The following is a 16,210-nucleotide window of genomic DNA, read 5'->3' on the forward strand; positions in this document are numbered from 1 at the left end:
CTCAGCTCCCGGTCGATCGGTAGTGCCGGACGCCGGCGCGCCAGGCGAGGGCGGCCGCCGTCCCGACCGCGAGGGCGGCCACGGGCGGGGCGTAGGCGAACCACGCAGGGCTGCCGAACGGGTCGCGGCGGCCCAGCACCTCCAGCGCCGGGTACCAGCTGACGAACGCGACGGGGACGCCGAAGGTGAGCGCCTTGACCACCTCGCCCGGGTAGACCGACAGCGGGTACTGGGTGATCGTGTTGCCGCCGTAGGTGAAGGCGTTGGCGACCTCGGCGGATTCCTGGGTCCAGAACTGCACCGTGGCGAAGCCGAGGAAGAGCCCGATGAAGATCGCGGCGGAGCAGACGACCATGAGCACCGTCAGGGCGGCGCGCGACGGCGTCCAGTCGATCCACCAGCAGCCCCACGCGAAGACCGCTCCGGCCTGGACGATGCGCGTGATCCGCCGCAGGGCGAACTCGTCGGCGCACACCTGCACCAGCAGGGGGACGGGTCGGGTCAGCATCGCGTCGAGCGCGCCGGTGCGGATCATCGCTCCCAGGCGTTCGACCCGGCCCACGAGCAGGTCGGCGACGCCGATCCCGAGTCCGCTGGCGCCGTAGAGGAAGGCGATCTCGCGGACGTCGAAACCGGCCAGCCGGTCGAGGTGGGTGAAGACGATCGCCAGGGCGACGAAGTCGAGGCTCGAGGTCACGAAACTGCTCACCACGAGCATCCAGAACGAGGCGCGGTAGGTGCGCAGGGCGCGCCCCCACATCCGTGCGATCCGCACGTAGTCGACGCCGGCGCGACCCCAGGTGCGCAGCACGTCAGCCACCCTGCACCACCACCTTCGCCGTCGCGCGGCGCAGCACCATCGAGCAGACGACCAGCCCGACCGCGGCCCAGGCGGCGGCGAGCCCGAGACCGCCCCATGCGTCGGCGCTCGACCGGGTGCCCAGCCACAGGTCGGCCGGCAGTTGGAGGTAGGTGGCGAAGGGGGAGGCGAACGCGATCGTGCCGAGCACCCCCGGGAAGAGCACGAGCGGGAGGGTCAGACCGGAGAGGAAGATCGCCAGGAAGGCCAGCACGTTGCGCAGCCCGGTGTCGTCGAGCAGCCAGAACCCCGAGAGCGCCACCAGCATGCGCAGGCTGAAGCTCACGACGACGCCGAGGAGCACCGCCAGCAGGAAGGCCGGCACAGCCCAGCCGTGCGGCCAGCGCAGGTCGAAGAGGAGCGCCCCGACGACCACCGGGACGACGCCGCGGGTGACCAGCTGGTAGGCGGCGCGACCCAGATCGGCCGCGAGGTACCAGCCGAGCAAGCTGACCGGCCGCTGCAGGTCGAGGACGACGTCGCCGCTGCGGATGCGATCGGACAGGTCGGCGTCGGCGCCGCCGCGCCAGATCGACACGACGGTCAGCAGACCCTGACTGAGCCACACGAACGTCACCGCGTCGACGGCGTCGTAGCCGCCGACGCCGGGGTTGGCGCGCCAGACCGCCAGGAGCACGTAGGCGTTGATGACGCCGAAGACCGAGTTGGTGAACGCCCCGGCGAGGGTCGCGGCGCGGTAGGTGGCGTAGCGGCGGAAGGAGAGCGCGGCGATCCTCGTGCCGAGCCCGACGGCGTCCCCGATGCCTGCCACGAGCCTCGACAGTAGTGCCGACGGCCACCGATTTAAGGATCCTTCAAACCGGCGTCCCTAGCCTGCCGCTCATGAGCGAGGAGTCGGCCGGCGCCACCGCAGCGGAGACCGCAGCAGGGACCGGAGCGGGAACGGTCCCGAGGGACGGAGCGGTCCTCGGCGCGCAGGTGCGCCGGCGCGGCGTCGTCGGCGCAGGCGGGGTCGTGGTCGGCCTCGCCGCCCTCGGCGGCACCTCGTGGGGTCGCCAGGTGGTCGCGGCCGTCGCCGACCTGGCCACCGACGACTACCGGGTGCTCGACCGCGACACCGCGACGGTCGTCGAGCGGGTGCGTCGCGACGCCGACCAGCTGGTGCTCGACGTCGTCCGCAGCGGGTTCCGCGAGGTCGAGCAGGACGGCGTCGTCCAGCTCGAGGCGGCCGGCGCCGAGCCGGCCACGCTCGGCTTCGTGCTTCCGGCCCAGTCGCTCGGCGAGTCCTACACCCACGGCGCGGGTGCGGTCTCGACCGGCTCGCCGCTGGTCAAGGCCGAGCTCGGCCAGCCGGCCCTGCTGCTCTTCACCGTGCCGGTCGGCACGCGCATCGGCTACGACATCGCCTCCCTGCTCGACTGGTCGGGCCTGCAACCGGTGTGGACCGGACCGACGGATGCCACCTCCCTCCTCGAGGCGCCGTACCGCATCTCGGTGCGCCCCCTCGGGACGCCGGTCTGGCGGCACGACCCGACTCCGCGGGTGCTGACCGGTGCCGACGGCAAGCCGGCCCGGGCGACCGAGCTGTGGCACAGCCGCCTGACCACCAGCACGGGCGCGGCCCCGCTGCTGCGGGTCGTCGACACGCTGCCGACCAGCCTGAAGCTGCCGCTCGACGCCACCGACCGCAAGGCCATCCTCAAGCTCGCGAACGTCGACACGACGACGTCGGGAAGCGGACCGGTGACCGCGGAGGAGTTCATCGTCAGCTCGCTGGGAGCGAGCGTCGAGATCCACGGCCGGTGGCCCACGCCGAAGGGCGCCTCGCTCACCGCCTGGGACCACCGCACCACCCTCGGCCGCGACCAGTACGTCAAGACCGTCACCAAGGGCTTCCTGCTGCCCTGGGGGCACCCGGCGGTCATCGTGGAGGAGACCTGGCGCCGCCAGCGGCTGCGCGGGTCGGGGCCGGCGGCGCGGGCGGTCGGCGTCCTGGAGAAGGTCGTCACCGTCGTCGTCACCCAGCCGGTGGTCGACACCTCGCTGCCCAAGAAGCGCATCGTCCAGGGCAAGCTCGGCGGGTCGCGGCTGCCGTTCGCGTCGGTGCGCTGCACGGTGCGCACCAGCCCCCCGGTCAAGCTGCGCGCTGAGAAGACCCAGGGCGGCATCCCGCGGCTGGCCGACGGCGGCGGGGTGCTGAAGCTGCCGTTCGTCGGCGTCGATTGGGAGGGCACCGAGGTGCCCTTCACCTCCACCGTCGGGTTCATGCCCGTCGAGCTGCTCGACAAGGCGGCCGCGCCCGCGAAGATCTGGGCTGATGCGAAGGAGGAGAAGGTCGCAGGTGTCGACCTCGGCGGTCGCAGCATGGCGCTGATCCCGCCGCCGACCCCCGGCAGCACCCGGGTCCAGGTCACCACGGCATCGGTCGACGTCACCCCGGTCTCGCTCACCAGCGCGGAGTCCGCCGCCCAGAAGCAGGCGAACTTCCGCCCGGTCTTCACCAAGCTGGACGCCGTCGTCCCCGCCGTGAGCGCCCTGGCCGGAGCGGCGAGCGCGCCCGGGTCGGCGCGGCGCGCCACCCCGCCGTCCGGTTCGCCCACGACCCACGTGTGGCCGACGCAGTACCTGGCCGAGGAGGACAACGCCGGCGGAGTCTTCCTCAAGCCGAAGGTCTCCTTCGACGCCCCCGTGCCCGACAGCCTCACCGGTGGCCTCGGCTCGCTCCCGCAGATCTACCAGGGGCTCTCGACCAAGGTCGGTGCCGTGCTGGCCGCCACCGAGGAGGCGTACGACAAGCTCGCGGACGGCGTGTCCGCGGCCGCCGACATCTACGACAAGCTCACGCTCTTCGGTCAGATCCCGCTGGCCTCGATCATCCTCGGCGGCGATCTCGGCGCCCTGCCGAAGGCCATCACGGAGGTCGTCGACCAGCGCCAGACCGTGACGACGACGCTGACGCCGAAGCTCAAGACCTACAGCCTCGGCCCGCTCCACTTCTTCCCCGGCACGCTCGCGATCGTCGCGAAGCTGGCCGCCGGTGGCGACAAGCCGCCGGAGCACTCCCTCGACGCGCGTCTGACGAAGTCGACCCTCGAACTGGCCGGGTTGGTGCAGCTGCCGGTCGACGACCTGCACATCACCTCCACCACGGCGGCGCCGTTCGACCTCACCCTCGTGCTCGGGCAGGTCGGGTTCCTCGGTCCGCTCGCGTTCGTGCAGCAGCTGGCCGCCATCCTCGAGCCCTTCCTCTCCGACGACGAGGACGCCGGCCGCCCGGCCACCGCCTACCGCGCGACCCCGGCGTCGGCCTCACTGGCGCGGACGGCGCGGCGCGGCTTCGACCCCGACATCGACGTCGACCTCTCCGGCCTGCACGTCAGCCAGTCGATCAAGCTGCCCGACGTCCAGGTCGGCGTCTTCCAGCTCAACGGCCTGAGCTTCGGCTTCGGGGTCGACCTGCTGTTCATCGGCGGCCTCGGCGCCCGCTTCAACTTCGCGACCCACGAGAACCCCTTCCAGGTGCTCTACGGGCCCTTCGGCGGCGGCGGCTACTGCGCGATCGAGCTCGACGGCGGCTCGATCAGCAACCTCGAGGTGTCCCTGGCCGTGTGCGGCGGCGTGGGCATCGACCTCGGCGTCGCAGCCGGCGCGATCTCGGTCTCGGCTGGGCTCGTGCTCGCCCTGCCCGCGAAGGGCGACCTCTCGCTCACCGGGTTCTTCCGGGCCTCCGGTGCCCTGGAGGTGCTCGGTCTGGTCTCGGTGAGCGTCGTCTTCGAGATCAGCCTCACCTACGTCGACAGCGATCCGGTCAGCCTCAGCGGTGTGGCCGAGCTGGCGATGAAGATCGAGGTCTGCTGGGTGTCGAAGACCGTGCACGCCTCGGTGCAGAAGACGTTCACCGGCGGCGCCCAGAAGAAGGCCATCGGCTCGCGGACGACGGCCGGGCGGGCGGGCGCGCCGTCCGACGGCTCCTTCACCTTCGCCGACAGCTACCCCGACCAGTCCACCTGGGCGTCCTACGCGGCCGCCTTCGCCCCGGGAGCCTGACCCATGATCAGCAAGCGTCGGCAGACGATCGTGCTCACCGCCGTCCCGCGGGGGTGGGACGACCGGGGGACGAGCGTGCGCATCGGCGTCCACATCTCCCCGCGGCTGAGCTACACCGGCTCGGGAGCGACACTCGAGGACTTCCCCGCGTGGCTCGACTGGCCGGCCCAGCAGCTCGCCTGGCAGGTGTCGTGGGACGCCGGGAACACCTGGGCGGCCGCGGCCTCGGTCGACGACGACGGCGACTCCGGATTCTGGAAGGCGATCCTGCGCCCGGAGGTGCCGGTCACCTCCTTCGACGGGACGCCGCCGCCCGCCGCGAGCGTTGCCGGGTACAGCTACGCCGGCGTCGCCGCTGCGGTGCTCTCCTCCTTCACCCGGCCGACCCTCGCCGCCACCGACGCCGGGCGGGCGGCCATCACCGCCGCCCGCGTGCGCGAGCCGCTGCCCGACAACCGCGGTGCCAAGCAGCCGACCGCGGCGTTCACCGCGCTGCGCGGCTTCTACCGGCCCCGGACGCCGGTGAGCACCCAGGTGAGCCGGGGCTCCCTCGAGCCCGACTTCCACGAGCGGCTCTCGCTCATGAGCGATCACGGGCCGCTGCTCGAGCGGCTCGGCCTGGTGGTCGAGCTCACCGCCACGCCGCCGTCCTCGACGTCCTCGGTCTCCTCGGTGATGGTGCGGACCACCTGGAAGCCGGGTGGTTCGGTGCCGGCCACCGTGCTCTCCACCCGCACCGCCTGCGCCCTCAAGGCCTCCGCCTCGAGCAGGATCTTCCGGGCGCTCCCGGCCTCGGGCAGCCTCCTCGACACCGGGCTGCGCTACCGCCTCGACGACGACGCGTACTCGGTGCACAGCCTCGACGTCGACGGCGCGGCCGCCCAGCTGCTCGGCGTCGCCACCGGACCCGACGCGAAGACCGCCGCGCCGCCCGCCGGACGCAGCGCCGGCCTGACCCTCGCGATGGCCAACCGGGCGATCGTGGTGCAGAAGCAGATCGCCCGTGCCCGCCAGGTCGCGGCCACGCTGGTCTCCGGCCACACGCCGCTGCTCTATGCCGACGACCTCGCCGTCGGCGCCCACGTGCAGGTCTCGCCGGCCGACGCCGGCGACGCCTGGTTCGGTCTGGGCCATCGGCGCGTCGAGTACCGCGCCGACACCGGCACCCGGGTGCCGCTGAGCTTCACCGCCGTCGACGAGGCCGCCGTCACCGTCGCTGCCCGCGCCCAGAAGCCCGGCTCGCCGAACCTCCTCGTCAGCGACGTCGTCGCCCGCTTCGACGGCTGGAGCGTCGCGGTCCCGCGCCCGGGGCGGCAGATGATCCAGACCGCGGAGGGCAGTTCGGTCGAGGCCGAGCCGGAGCGGGCGCCGCTCACCTGGCTCACCATGGACGCCACCGTGCCCGACCAGGCCGCCGACGGCACCGACGGACGGCTGGCCTCGCTCCGCTTCGGCCGCTCCTACGTCCTGCGGGCCCGCGCGGTCGACGTGACCGGACGCGGGATGGGGGAGTGGTCCGGCGCCCCGGCGACGGCCGACACGCCCTACTACCGCTGGGACCCGGTGCCCGCTCCGCTCGTGCTCCCGCCGCCGGCCACGGCCCTGACGGCAGGCGAGGCGGCGCGGCGCATCGTCGTCCGCTCCGACCCGGCCTCGGGGCTCGGCCCCCAGGTGCCCTCTGTGCGCACCCTCGTGCCGCCTCGGGTCGCGGTCGAGGTCGGCCTGCTGCACGGGGTCTTCGACGCCGCCGGCGGTCACGCGCCCGACGCCGCCTCCTGGAAGCGCATCGCCGACCTCGACGCCGGCGCCCCGCCGCAGCAGGGCCCGGCCCCCGACGTCGCGCGACCGGCCGCTGCCGCCGAGCCCACCGCGCCCGCGACGACCCGCGATCCAGGGGTCACGCCGACGGTGGTTCCCTCCACCAGTCCCTCCACCTCCCCGATCACCACCGCCCCCAGCTCGACCGCCCCCTCCAGCGGAGGTGCAGGCCCCAGCACGGGCCCCAGCACCAGCCCGACGACGGGGCCGACGACGGGGCCCAGCGGCCCGCCCGACGCGACGCCGCGCCCCCTCGACGTCGACTGGCTGCCCGACCCCCTCGCCACGGGCGTGGTCGTGGCGCCCGACGGCGGGAGCGAGGCCGTGGCCTCCTTCCTGCCGCCGGGTGCGAGCCCGACCGGGTTCGCTGAGATCGGCTCCTGGAACTCCGTCGCGCTGCGGGCCCGTCCGGGCGCGCTCGGGTCGCCGGCGGTGCTCACCGACCCCGTCGTCGGCACCGCCGACCAGCAGGTCGTCACCGTCACCCTCGCCCCCGCCGAGGTGCGCACGGTCAAGCTGAGGGCCCGCCCCACGCCGACCCTGCTGGGGATGCACGGCCTGGTGTCCCAGCTCGGTGGCTCGCCGGCCGACCAGGCGGCCGCGGTGGCCTCGGGGAAGGTCCCGATCCTGACCCCCAGCATCGAGGTCGAGGTCGTGCACGCGGTCCGGGCGCCGCTCGAGGCGCCGATCATCGACGACATCGCCGTCACCCGACGGCTGGGCCAGAAGGACGCCGACGTCACCACCGGGCTGCGCTACCACCGGCTCAGCACCGGGGGGCTCACGGTGCGGGCGTCGTGGTCGCAGTGGCGCGACGACGGCCCCGGCACGCCCGCACCGGTCCGCACCCTCGTCCGGCGCCACGTCGTCCTCGACCAGACCCTCGACCCCTCGACGACGACCGGGCTGATGGCCGACCTCGACGCCACCCCGACCCTGGTGCTGCCGGACCTGCGGCGCTTCTCGCCGACCTTCGAGGCCGTGGCCACCTCCCGCTTCGTGGAGGAGTGGCGCGAGGCGATCCCGGTCAGCGCCGTCAAGCGCTCCGACGGCGCCCTCTACGTCGTCCTGCCCGACGACGTGGACGTCGAGAGCGTGCTGCTCGACCTCGACGGCCGCCGGCTCGCGCGCGGCACGGAGATCGCCACCGCCATCGACCCCGACACCGAGCACGTCACCCTCGTGGTGCTCGACGACACCCTCGCGAAGGCCTTCGCCAAGAACATCGTGACCGGCGTCGGCGTACGCGGCTCGGTGCTGCGCACCTCGGCGCCGCGCACCCTCACCGTGCGGTCGGGCGTGCGGCCCGAACCGGTGCGACCGCGCTACGTCGTCCCGTCCTTCACCATCGTGCCCGGCACGTCCGACGGCGCCGGCTCCTCGGCCGCCCGCCTGACCAGCGGTCTGCGGTTGTGGCTCGAACGGCCGTGGTGGTCCAGCGGCGACGGCGAGCAGCTGGCCGTGATCACCGGCGTCGACAAGGCGACCCTCGGGACCGAGGACACGACGCGCCTGGAGAAGCTCGTCACCACCTACGGCGCCGACCCCGCCCTGCGCGCCGGAGAGTCCGTGCCCCGCACAGGGGCTCTCACCTCGGGCACCGAGGTCACCCGCCTCCCGATCGCGGAGGAGCTCGGTTCGACGATCAAGCCGACCGCCACGTTCACCGCCCGCATGCACGACGTCGCCTACGACGCCGAGCGCGACGCCTACTGGGTCGACCTCACCTTCGCGGATCTCGCCCCGGGCGCGTTCGTGCGGCTCGCCGTGGCCCGCTACCAGCCGCTCATGGCCGCTGCCGCGGGCACGAACCTCGCCGAGGCGGTCACGCTGTCGCGGATCGTCACCCTCGACCCGGTGCAGCTGCTGCCGGCGCGCACGGCCCGGCTCTCCCGCAGCGGCGGCGCGCTCGTCACCCGCATCGGCGGCAAGGTGCACCGTGGCGCGAGCGAGCAGACGCGACCCGTCGTCCGGGTCTCCCTGCAGGAGAAGCCCGGCGGTGGGCCCGACACCGGATGGCAGACGGTCGCCGCCGCTGTCGGCATCGCGACCGACACGGGGTACCCCGACGTGTCGCTGCCGGCTGCCTCGGCCTCGCCGCAGCGCCGCGTGGTCGTCGAGGAGTTCGACCGGTGGCCGGTCGGGCTCGTCTCCGGGGCGGCCGCGCCGCCCAACGACCCCGCGACGCTGGTGCTGGAGCCCCGCTCGGTCGACGACGCCCGTCGCGACTTCGCCGGACTGCGCCCGGTGTGGGTCGCGACCCTGCCCCTGCCGAGCTGACCGGGCTGGGCGGGCTGGGCGGTCCGCCCGCTGGGCATGGATGCGGGGCGGGGGATCGCGGGCACCGATGATGGTGCCGTGACCATCCCCGCCCCGCCCGAGAACGCCGACACCCTGCCGCCGTACCCCGTCGGACTGCGGTTGGCCGGTCGTCGCGTCGTCGTGGTCGGCGGCGGGGGAGTCGCCCAGCGGCGGGTCCCGCACCTCATCGCCGCAGGCGCGGTCGTCGAGGTCGTCAGCCCCGTCCTGACCCCCGCGCTGGAGGGGATGATCGGCGAGTTCACCTGGCACGACCGTCGCTACGCGCCGGGCGACCTCGACGGCGCCTGGTACGCCCTCGCCCTGACCGACGACGCCGAGGTCAACGCCGCGATCTGCGCCGAGGCCGAGGAGCGCCGCGTGTTCTGCGTGCGCGCCGACGACGCGAGCGAGGCCACCGCGTGGACCCCCGCGACCGGACGCCACGCCGGCGTCACCGTCGCCGTGCTCGCCAACCGCGACCCGCGTACGTCGTCCACCGTGCGCGACGAGATCCTCGAGGTGCTGCGCGAGGGACGCATCGGGCTCAACCACGGCCGCCGGCGCTCGCCGGGCGTCGTGCTGGTCGGCGGCGGCCCCGGTGACCCTGAGCTCATCACCGTCGCCGGGCGTCGCGCCCTGATGGAGGCGGACGTCGTCGTCGCCGACCGGCTCGCCCCTCGCGAGCTGCTCGGCGAGCTGCCCCCGCACGTCGAGCTGATCGACGTGGCGAAGCTGCCGCGCGGTCGCTCGGCCTCCCAGGAGGAGATCAACCGCGTCATCGTCGAGAAGGCCCTCGAGGGCAAGGTCGTCGCGCGCTTCAAAGGCGGCGACAACTTCGTCTTCGGCCGCGGGTTCGAGGAGATCCTCGCCTGCCGCGAGGCCGGGGTGCCGGTCACGGTCATCCCGGGCGTCACCAGCCCGATCGCGGTGCCCGGGGTCACGGGGCTGCCGATCACCCATCGCGGGGTCGCCCACGAGTTCACCGTGATCTCCGGGCACCTGCCGCCCGGCCACCCCGAGTCGTTGACCGACTGGGACGCCGTCGCCCGCATGACCGGCACCCTCGTGCTGATGATGGCGGTGCAGAACGCCCCGGTCATCGCCGAGCGGCTCGTCGGCGGCGGCCGCGCGCCGTCCACGCCGGTGGCGATCGTGTGCGACGGCACGATGCCCGGCCAGCGCACGGTGCTCTCGACCCTGGCCACCGTGGCCGACGACCTCGAGCGCGAGCAGGTGCGCCCGCCCGCGATCATCGTGGTCGGCGACGTCGTGGCGGTCGCGCATCCGGAGCGGTTCGCCTGATGGCGCGGATCGTCGAGATCGACGACCCCGACGACCCGCGCCTGGCCGATTACCGCGACCTGCGCGACGTCGAACTGCGCAAGAGCCTGGAGACCGAGCACGGCCTCTTCCTCGCCGAGGGCGAGAAGGTCGTGCGGCGCGCGGTCGAGGCCGGGTTCGCCGCCCGTTCGTTCCTCATGGCGCCGCGTTGGCTCGACGGACTGGCCGACGTCCTCGACACCTCGGATGCGCCCTGCTTCGTGCTCTCCGAGGCGCTCGCCGAGGAGGTCACCGGGTTCCATGTGCACCGCGGTGCGCTGGCCTCCCTGCACCGCCGAGCGCTGCCGAGCCTGGACGACGTGCTGGCAAAGGCTCGCTTCGTGCTCGTGCTCGAGGACCTCGTCGACCACACCAACGTCGGGGCCGCGTTCCGTAGCGGCGCGGCGCTCGGTGTCGATGCCGTCCTGCTGGCCCCGCGGTGCGCGGACCCGCTCTACCGGCGGGCGGTGAAGGTCGGCATGGGCGCGGTGTTCGCGTTGCCCTGGACCCGGCTTCCCGACTGGTACGGCGCCCTGCCCGACCTCTCGGCGCGCGGGTTCACCACCGTGGCGCTCACCTTGGCCGAGGACGCCGTCCCGCTCGAGGACGCCGTCGCCGGACTCGACAAGGTCGCCCTCGTGCTCGGCTCGGAGGGCCACGGCCTGACCCCGCGCTGGCAGGAGAGCGCCGACCGGCGGGCGATCATCCCGATGCGGGCGGGCATCGACTCCCTCAACGTCGCCGCCGCCGGAGCGGTGGCCTGCTACGTCACCGCGCGACGGTAGGTACCGGTACCGGCGGGTGGTCGGGTGCGGGGGTCTCGTGGCTCGCTTCGCTCGCACCTCGACCGCTCGCACCTCGACCGCTCGTTCCGGTGCGGCTCGCTTGCGCTCGCACCTCGACCGCTCTTCCCGATGGGGCCGCACTCTTCGTCGCCGTCCAGCCGACGGTCAGGAACACCTCAGGTTCGCGTCCTAGCGTCGAGTCTGGCCCGTGGCGGGCCGGAGACGAGGAGGCAATCGATGACGCCGCTGCTGATGATGCCCGAGGGTGCCGAATGGCTGGTGATCCTCGTGATCGTGGTCTTCGTGTTCGGTGCCTCGAAGCTCCCCGACCTGGCCCGCAGCAGCGGCCAGGCGCTGCGCATCTTCAAGGCCGAGGCCAAGGCGCTGCGCGAGGACGACGTCAAGGCCAAGCCGCTCGACGGCACCGAGGGACGGGTCGAGGCATCGGCCGAGCGCACCCCCGACTCCGGCACCCCCGGGGTCTGATCCCGGAAGCGTCCTGCGCGCGCCGGGCTGCCCGGCGCCGGTCAGACGGCCGGCCAGTCCGCCGGGTAGTCCTCGGCCAGCCGGTCGTGCTCCTTCTGGAGCTTCTTGCGCTTCTTCGCCGGCAGCCGGTCGCCGAAGACGGTGCCGAGGGTGTGGTCGGTCTCGTGCTGGAGGCACCGGGCGAGCAGGCCGTCGCCGCTGAACTCCACCGGTTCGCCGTCCAGACCCTGGCCGCGCACGTGCGCGACGTCGGGGCGGGCGCAGTCGACGAAGGCGCCGGGGTAGGAGAGACAGCCCTCCTCGGAGACGTCGAGCTGGCGGTCCTTGCCCTCGGGCAGCGTCAGCTCGGGATTGCAGACGACGCCGGCCACGCGGCGTCCGGTGGCGTCGGGGCAGTCGAAGACGAAGACCGCCCGGTCGACGCCGATCTGGCAGGCCGCGAGTCCGACGCCGTCCGCGGCGTACATCGTGGCGACCATGTCGGCCACCAGCGAGCGCAGGTCGTCGTCGAAGGCGGTGATGCGTTCCTGCGCGCGGTGCATGACCGGCGTCCCCCAGCGGGTGATCGGGCGCACCGTGCCGCCGGTGGGGAGCGGGCCGTAGGGCGCGTGGTCGGGGGCGCTGGGCTGCTCGGCGGGCTGCTCGGACATGGCGACGATCGTAGGTGAGGGGAGGGTCCCGGCACCCATCGGCCACCGCTCGCCCCGGTCTTCGGTCGGATGTGACCTGGCGCACGCGAGGCAGCTGTAGTCCGATGTGTAACTCTGAGTTACATTTCTGCCATGGACCTGACCAAGAGCCTCCCGAAGCTGCCTTCGCGCTGGGGCCCCGGCGGTAAGCACGGGCTCTCCAGCAGCGAGACGCGCGACCCCATCGGCTACGCCGTCCTCGCGCTCAACAAGCTCGCCCAGAGCGACGTGCTCGACCGTGTGGGCCTGCGCAAGCAGGCCGAGCAGACCGTCTTCACCGTCACCCGCAGCGGCTTCAAGACCGCCGCGGCCGCCGGACGCACCTTCGCCAAGAAGGGCAGCGGCTCGAAGGACGGCGTCCGCGTCGCGCCGGCCTCGGCCAGCGGCCAGTTCGACCTCACGCCGTCCGAGGACGAGCAGATGCTCGTCGACGTCGTCTCCGAGTACGCGAGCGAGATCCTGCGCCCGGCCGCCGGCGAGGCCAACGAGGCCTGCGCCGCCCCCGAGGAGGTCCTCCAGGCCAGCCTCGAGATCGGCGTCCCGATCCTCGGCGTGCCCGAGGAGCTCGGCGGCATCGCCGAGCAGCGCAGCGCGGTCGCCGGCACGCTGGTCGCCGAGGCCCTCGCGAAGGGCGACATGGGCCTCGCCCTCGCCGTCCTCGCCCCCGGTGCCGTCGCTACCGCCCTCGGGCTGTGGGGCACCGAGGCCCAGCAGCAGACCTACCTGCCGGCCTTCACCGGCGACGACGTCCCGGCCGCCGCGCTGGCGCTGAACGAGCCGACCGTGCTCTTCGACGTGCTCGAGCCCGGCACCACCGCCGTCGAGACCGCCGAGGGCTACGTGCTCAACGGCGTGAAGTCCGCGGTCGTCCGCGGCGCCGAGGCCGAGCTGTTCGTCGTGGGCGCCTCGCTCGCCGGCAAGCCGGTGCTGTTCCTGGTCGAGAGCACCTCGGCCGGCCTCGAGGTCGAGGGCGACCCGGCCATGGGCCTGCGCGCCGCCTCGCTCGCCAAGCTCACCCTCACCGACGTCACCGTCGCCAAGGACGCCGTCCTCGGCGCCACCGACGGCTCGACCTACGCCGAGTGCGTGCGCCTGTCCCGCCTGGGCTGGTGCGCCCTGGCGGTCGGCACCGCGCAGGCCGTGCTCGACTACGTGACCCCCTACGTCAAGGAGCGCACCGCGTTCGGCGAGCCGATCGCGCACCGTCAGGCGGTCGCCTTCATGGTCGCCAACATCGCGATCGAGCTCCAGGCGATGCGCCTGCTCACCTACCAGGCGGCCGGCCGCGCCGCGGCGGGCAAGGACTTCGCCCGCGAGGTCGGCCTCGCCCGCAAGATCTGCACCGACAAGGGCATGCAGATCGGCCTCGACGGCGTCCAGCTGCTCGGCGGCCACGGCTTCACCAAGGAGTACCCGCTGGAGCGGTGGTACCGCGACCTGCGGGCCGTCGGCGTCATGGAAGGGAGCGTGCTGGTCTGATGGCCATCAACCTCGAGGACCCCAAGAAGTTCCGCCCGCTGCGCGACCAGGCGCACCAGGTCGCGATGAACATGCTGCGGCCGATCAGCCGCAAGTACGACCTCTCCGAGCACGAGTACCCCAAGGAACTCGACATGCTCGTCGCCATGATCGACGGGCTCTCGGAGTCCGGCGCGGGCGAGGGTGCCGGTGCCGCCGGCGTCCGCCGCGACGACAAGGGCGAGCCGGCCGGCAACAAGAACGGCTCGAACCTCGCCTCGGTCATGTCGATCGCCGAGATGTGCTGGGGCGACGTCGGCCTGCTGCTCTCCATGCCGCGCCAGGGCCTGGGCAACTCCGCCATCGCCTCGGTCGCCAACGACGAGCAGCTCGAGCGCTTCAAGGGCACCTGGGCGGCCATGGCGATCACCGAGCCCGCCGTCGGCTCGGACTCCGCCAACATCTCCACCACCGCCGTCCTCGACGGCGACGAGTACGTGCTCAACGGCGAGAAGATCTACGTCACCTCCGGTGACCGTGCCGACTCCGTCGTCGTGTGGGCCACCCTCGACAAGTCGCTGGGTCGCGCCGCGATCAAGTCGTTCGTCGTCGAGAAGGGCACGCCCGGCATGCGGGTCGAGCGTCTCGAGCACAAGCTCGGCATCAAGGCCTCCGACACCGCGGTGATCATCTTCGACAACTGCCGCGTGCCGAAGGAGAACCTGCTCGGCTCGCCCGACATCGACGTCTCGCAGGGCTTCGCGGGCGCCATGGCGACCTTCGACAACACCCGCCCGCTGGTCGCCGCGATGGCCGTCGGCTGCGCTCGCGCCGCCCTCGACCTCACCCGCGACCTGCTCGCCCAGGCCGGCGTCGTCGTCGACTACGACCGCCCTGCCTACAACCAGTCGGCCGCCGCTGCGAAGTTCCTGCAGATGGAGTCGGACTGGGAGGGCGCGCGGCTGCTGATGATGCAGGCGGCGTGGATGGCCGACAACCGCAAGGCCAACTCGCTGGAGGCCTCGATGGCCAAGGCGAAGGCCGGCCGTGTGGGCTCCGACATCACGCTCAGCTGCGTCGAACTGTGCGGCACGCTCGGCTACTCCGAGGCCGAGCTGCTGGAGAAGTGGGGTCGCGACTCCAAGATCCTCGACATCTTCGAGGGCACCCAGCAGATCCAGCAGCTCATCGTGGCGCGCCGGATCCTCGGTCTGTCCAGCGCCGAGCTCAAGTGACCCGCTGACGGTCCCGACGAGGGGTCCTGCTGCCCGTGGGGGGCGGCGGGGCCCCTTCGCCGTTCCCGGAGCTGCTCAGCCGACGATCGCCGCGCCCGCGGACGGCGTCGCGACCAGGTGACGGGGTGCCGCGTAGCCGGCGGCGGCGAACGCTGCGTCGATGGCAGCGATCACGGTGTCCCTGCGGTCGATCGGGACGAGCGCCACGCTGGATCCGCCGAACCCGCCCCCGGTCATCCGGGCGCCGACCGCGCCGGCGGCGGTCGCGGCCTCGACCGCGGTGTCGAGCTCGGCGCAGGAGATCTCGAAGTCGTCGCGCATCGAGGCGTGCGAGCCGGCCATCTGGGCGCCGAGCGTGGCCAGATCATGCTCGCGCAGCGCCGTCGCGGCGACCTCGACCCGGGCGATCTCGGTGACCACGTGCCGTGCCCGACGGCGGGCGAGGTCGTCGTCGAGCGCCTCGACGGCCGCGAGGTCGGCCTCGCGCAGGGTCGCGACGCCGAGGGCGGCAGCGGCTCGTTCGCAGTCGGCGCGCCGCGATCCGTAGCCGCCGTCGGTGAGCGCGTGGCTGACCCGGGTGTCGGTGACGAGCCAGCAGTGGCCCTCGATCTCCGCGGGGACGCCGCGCCGCTCGCCGCTGCGGAAGTCGATGAGCAGGGCCTCACCCGGCCGGCCGAACACCGAGATCGTCTGGTCCATCCCGCCGGTCGGGGCACCGACCACCTCGGTCTCGGCGCGGATCGCCGCGGCGACCAGCAGGTCGCGATCGGCCTCGACGCTCCGCCCGGCCGCCGCGAGCGAGGCGACGCCCACGGCGCACTCGATCGCGGCGGAGCTGGAGAGTCCGGCGCCCATCGGCACGGTGGAGTCCAGGACGACGTCGATCCCGAGGTCGGCGGGCACGGCCTCCCCGAGGGTCGTCAGGACGCCGGCGGCGTAGCCGACCCATCCGGGCACCTCGCTCGAGGCGAGGTCGTCGCGGTGACCGGTCCAGGGGTCCTCGATCTGGGAGCTCGCGATCCGCACGACGCCGTCCTCGCGCAGCCGCACGGCCGCGTAGGTGGCGTGGGGGAGCGCGACGGGCAGCACGAGCCCGGCGTTGTAGTCGGTGTGCTCCCCGATGAGGTTGACCCGGCCGGGAGCGCGACCGACGCACGTCGCAGGGGTGTCGTAGCGGGCGAGGAACTCCTCGGCGAGGCGGGCGGCGATCAGCGCCGGGTCGCCGGCGTCCCAGACAGTCACGCGGACACC

11 protein-coding genes are annotated in these 16,210 nt (G+C 73.4%); 7 read left to right on the top strand and 4 right to left on the bottom strand.

All coding sequences use genetic code 11. The annotated features are described in order from the left end of the window. Window position 1: 1 nt before the first annotated feature. Together ABD671_RS17710 and ABD671_RS17715 are read right to left on the bottom strand one after the other, a co-directional pair. Entirely contained in the window at window positions 2-811 is an 810-nt protein-coding gene (locus tag ABD671_RS17710) for an ABC transporter permease (RefSeq protein ID WP_344734766.1), read from the bottom strand. Window position 812: 1 nt separating this feature from the next. Continuing rightward, on the bottom strand, window positions 813-1,631 hold the full coding sequence (locus ABD671_RS17715; RefSeq protein ID WP_344734767.1) for an ABC transporter permease: 819 nt from the start codon (window positions 1,629-1,631) through the stop codon (window positions 813-815). A gap of 71 nt (window positions 1,632-1,702) precedes the next feature. On the opposite strand from ABD671_RS17715, the gene ABD671_RS17720 reads away from it, so the two are divergent. The 5 genes from ABD671_RS17720 (at window position 1,703) to tatA (ending at window position 11,577) form a co-directional block, all read left to right on the top strand. Then, window positions 1,703-4,867, top strand: a complete 3,165-nt coding sequence (locus ABD671_RS17720) for a hypothetical protein (RefSeq protein WP_344734768.1) — start codon at window positions 1,703-1,705, stop codon at window positions 4,865-4,867. 3 nt (window positions 4,868-4,870) lie between these two features. After that, window positions 4,871-8,965, top strand: a complete 4,095-nt coding sequence (locus ABD671_RS17725) for a hypothetical protein (RefSeq protein WP_344734769.1) — start codon at window positions 4,871-4,873, stop codon at window positions 8,963-8,965. A 78-nt stretch (window positions 8,966-9,043) separates the two neighbouring features. Further along, the gene (gene cobA / locus ABD671_RS17730) at window positions 9,044-10,288 is read left to right on the top strand and encodes a uroporphyrinogen-III C-methyltransferase (RefSeq protein WP_344734770.1); all 1,245 of its coding nucleotides are present in this window, start codon (window positions 9,044-9,046) and stop codon (window positions 10,286-10,288) included. After that, complete coding sequence (locus tag ABD671_RS17735) at window positions 10,288-11,091, top strand: TrmH family RNA methyltransferase (protein ID WP_344734771.1); 804 nt, start codon at window positions 10,288-10,290, stop codon at window positions 11,089-11,091. The genes cobA and ABD671_RS17735 overlap by 1 nt, the downstream gene beginning before the upstream one ends. Before the next feature lie 237 nt (window positions 11,092-11,328). Then, window positions 11,329-11,577: a twin-arginine translocase TatA/TatE family subunit gene (gene tatA, locus ABD671_RS17740; protein ID WP_344734772.1), complete on the top strand. Its 249-nt coding sequence runs from the start codon at window positions 11,329-11,331 to the stop codon at window positions 11,575-11,577. A 41-nt stretch (window positions 11,578-11,618) separates the two neighbouring features. Here tatA and def read toward each other — a convergent pair whose 3' ends face one another. After that, window positions 11,619-12,227, bottom strand: coding sequence for a peptide deformylase (gene def / locus ABD671_RS17745; RefSeq protein ID WP_344734773.1), 609 nt, complete (start codon window positions 12,225-12,227; stop codon window positions 11,619-11,621). 132 nt (window positions 12,228-12,359) lie between these two features. On the opposite strand from def, the gene ABD671_RS17750 reads away from it, so the two are divergent. Both ABD671_RS17750 and ABD671_RS17755 read left to right on the top strand, forming a co-directional pair. Further along, window positions 12,360-13,745, top strand: a complete 1,386-nt coding sequence (locus ABD671_RS17750) for an acyl-CoA dehydrogenase family protein (RefSeq protein ID WP_344734774.1) — start codon at window positions 12,360-12,362, stop codon at window positions 13,743-13,745. Next, window positions 13,745-14,959, top strand: coding sequence for an acyl-CoA dehydrogenase family protein (locus tag ABD671_RS17755; RefSeq protein ID WP_344734775.1), 1,215 nt, complete (start codon window positions 13,745-13,747; stop codon window positions 14,957-14,959). The genes ABD671_RS17750 and ABD671_RS17755 overlap by 1 nt, the downstream gene beginning before the upstream one ends. Window positions 14,960-15,034: 75 nt before the next feature. Here the strand turns inward: ABD671_RS17755 and galK are convergent, their stop codons facing one another. Then, complete coding sequence (gene galK, locus ABD671_RS17760) at window positions 15,035-16,201, bottom strand: galactokinase (RefSeq protein ID WP_344734776.1); 1,167 nt, start codon at window positions 16,199-16,201, stop codon at window positions 15,035-15,037. Between the last annotated feature and the right edge of the window lie 9 nt (window positions 16,202-16,210).

The sequence above is a fragment of the Nocardioides fonticola genome (assembly GCF_039536805.1).
In the GTDB taxonomy this organism is placed as follows: Bacteria; Actinomycetota; Actinomycetes; order Propionibacteriales; family Nocardioidaceae; genus Nocardioides; species Nocardioides fonticola.

Bases quoted from the DNA above. Each gene is read 5' to 3' on its own strand.
- ABD671_RS17750 (WP_344734774.1), top strand. From the start codon at position 12,360: ATGGACCTGACCAAGAGCCTCCCGAAGCTGCCTTCGCGCTGGGGCCCC.
- def (WP_344734773.1), bottom strand. From the start codon at position 12,227: ATGTCCGAGCAGCCCGCCGAGCAGCCCAGCGCCCCCGACCACGCGCCC.
- ABD671_RS17755 (WP_344734775.1), top strand. From the start codon at position 13,745: ATGGCCATCAACCTCGAGGACCCCAAGAAGTTCCGCCCGCTGCGCGAC.
- ABD671_RS17725 (WP_344734769.1), top strand. From the start codon at position 4,871: ATGATCAGCAAGCGTCGGCAGACGATCGTGCTCACCGCCGTCCCGCGG.
- tatA (WP_344734772.1), top strand. From the start codon at position 11,329: ATGACGCCGCTGCTGATGATGCCCGAGGGTGCCGAATGGCTGGTGATC.
- ABD671_RS17735 (WP_344734771.1), top strand. From the start codon at position 10,288: ATGGCGCGGATCGTCGAGATCGACGACCCCGACGACCCGCGCCTGGCC.
- ABD671_RS17720 (WP_344734768.1), top strand. From the start codon at position 1,703: ATGAGCGAGGAGTCGGCCGGCGCCACCGCAGCGGAGACCGCAGCAGGG.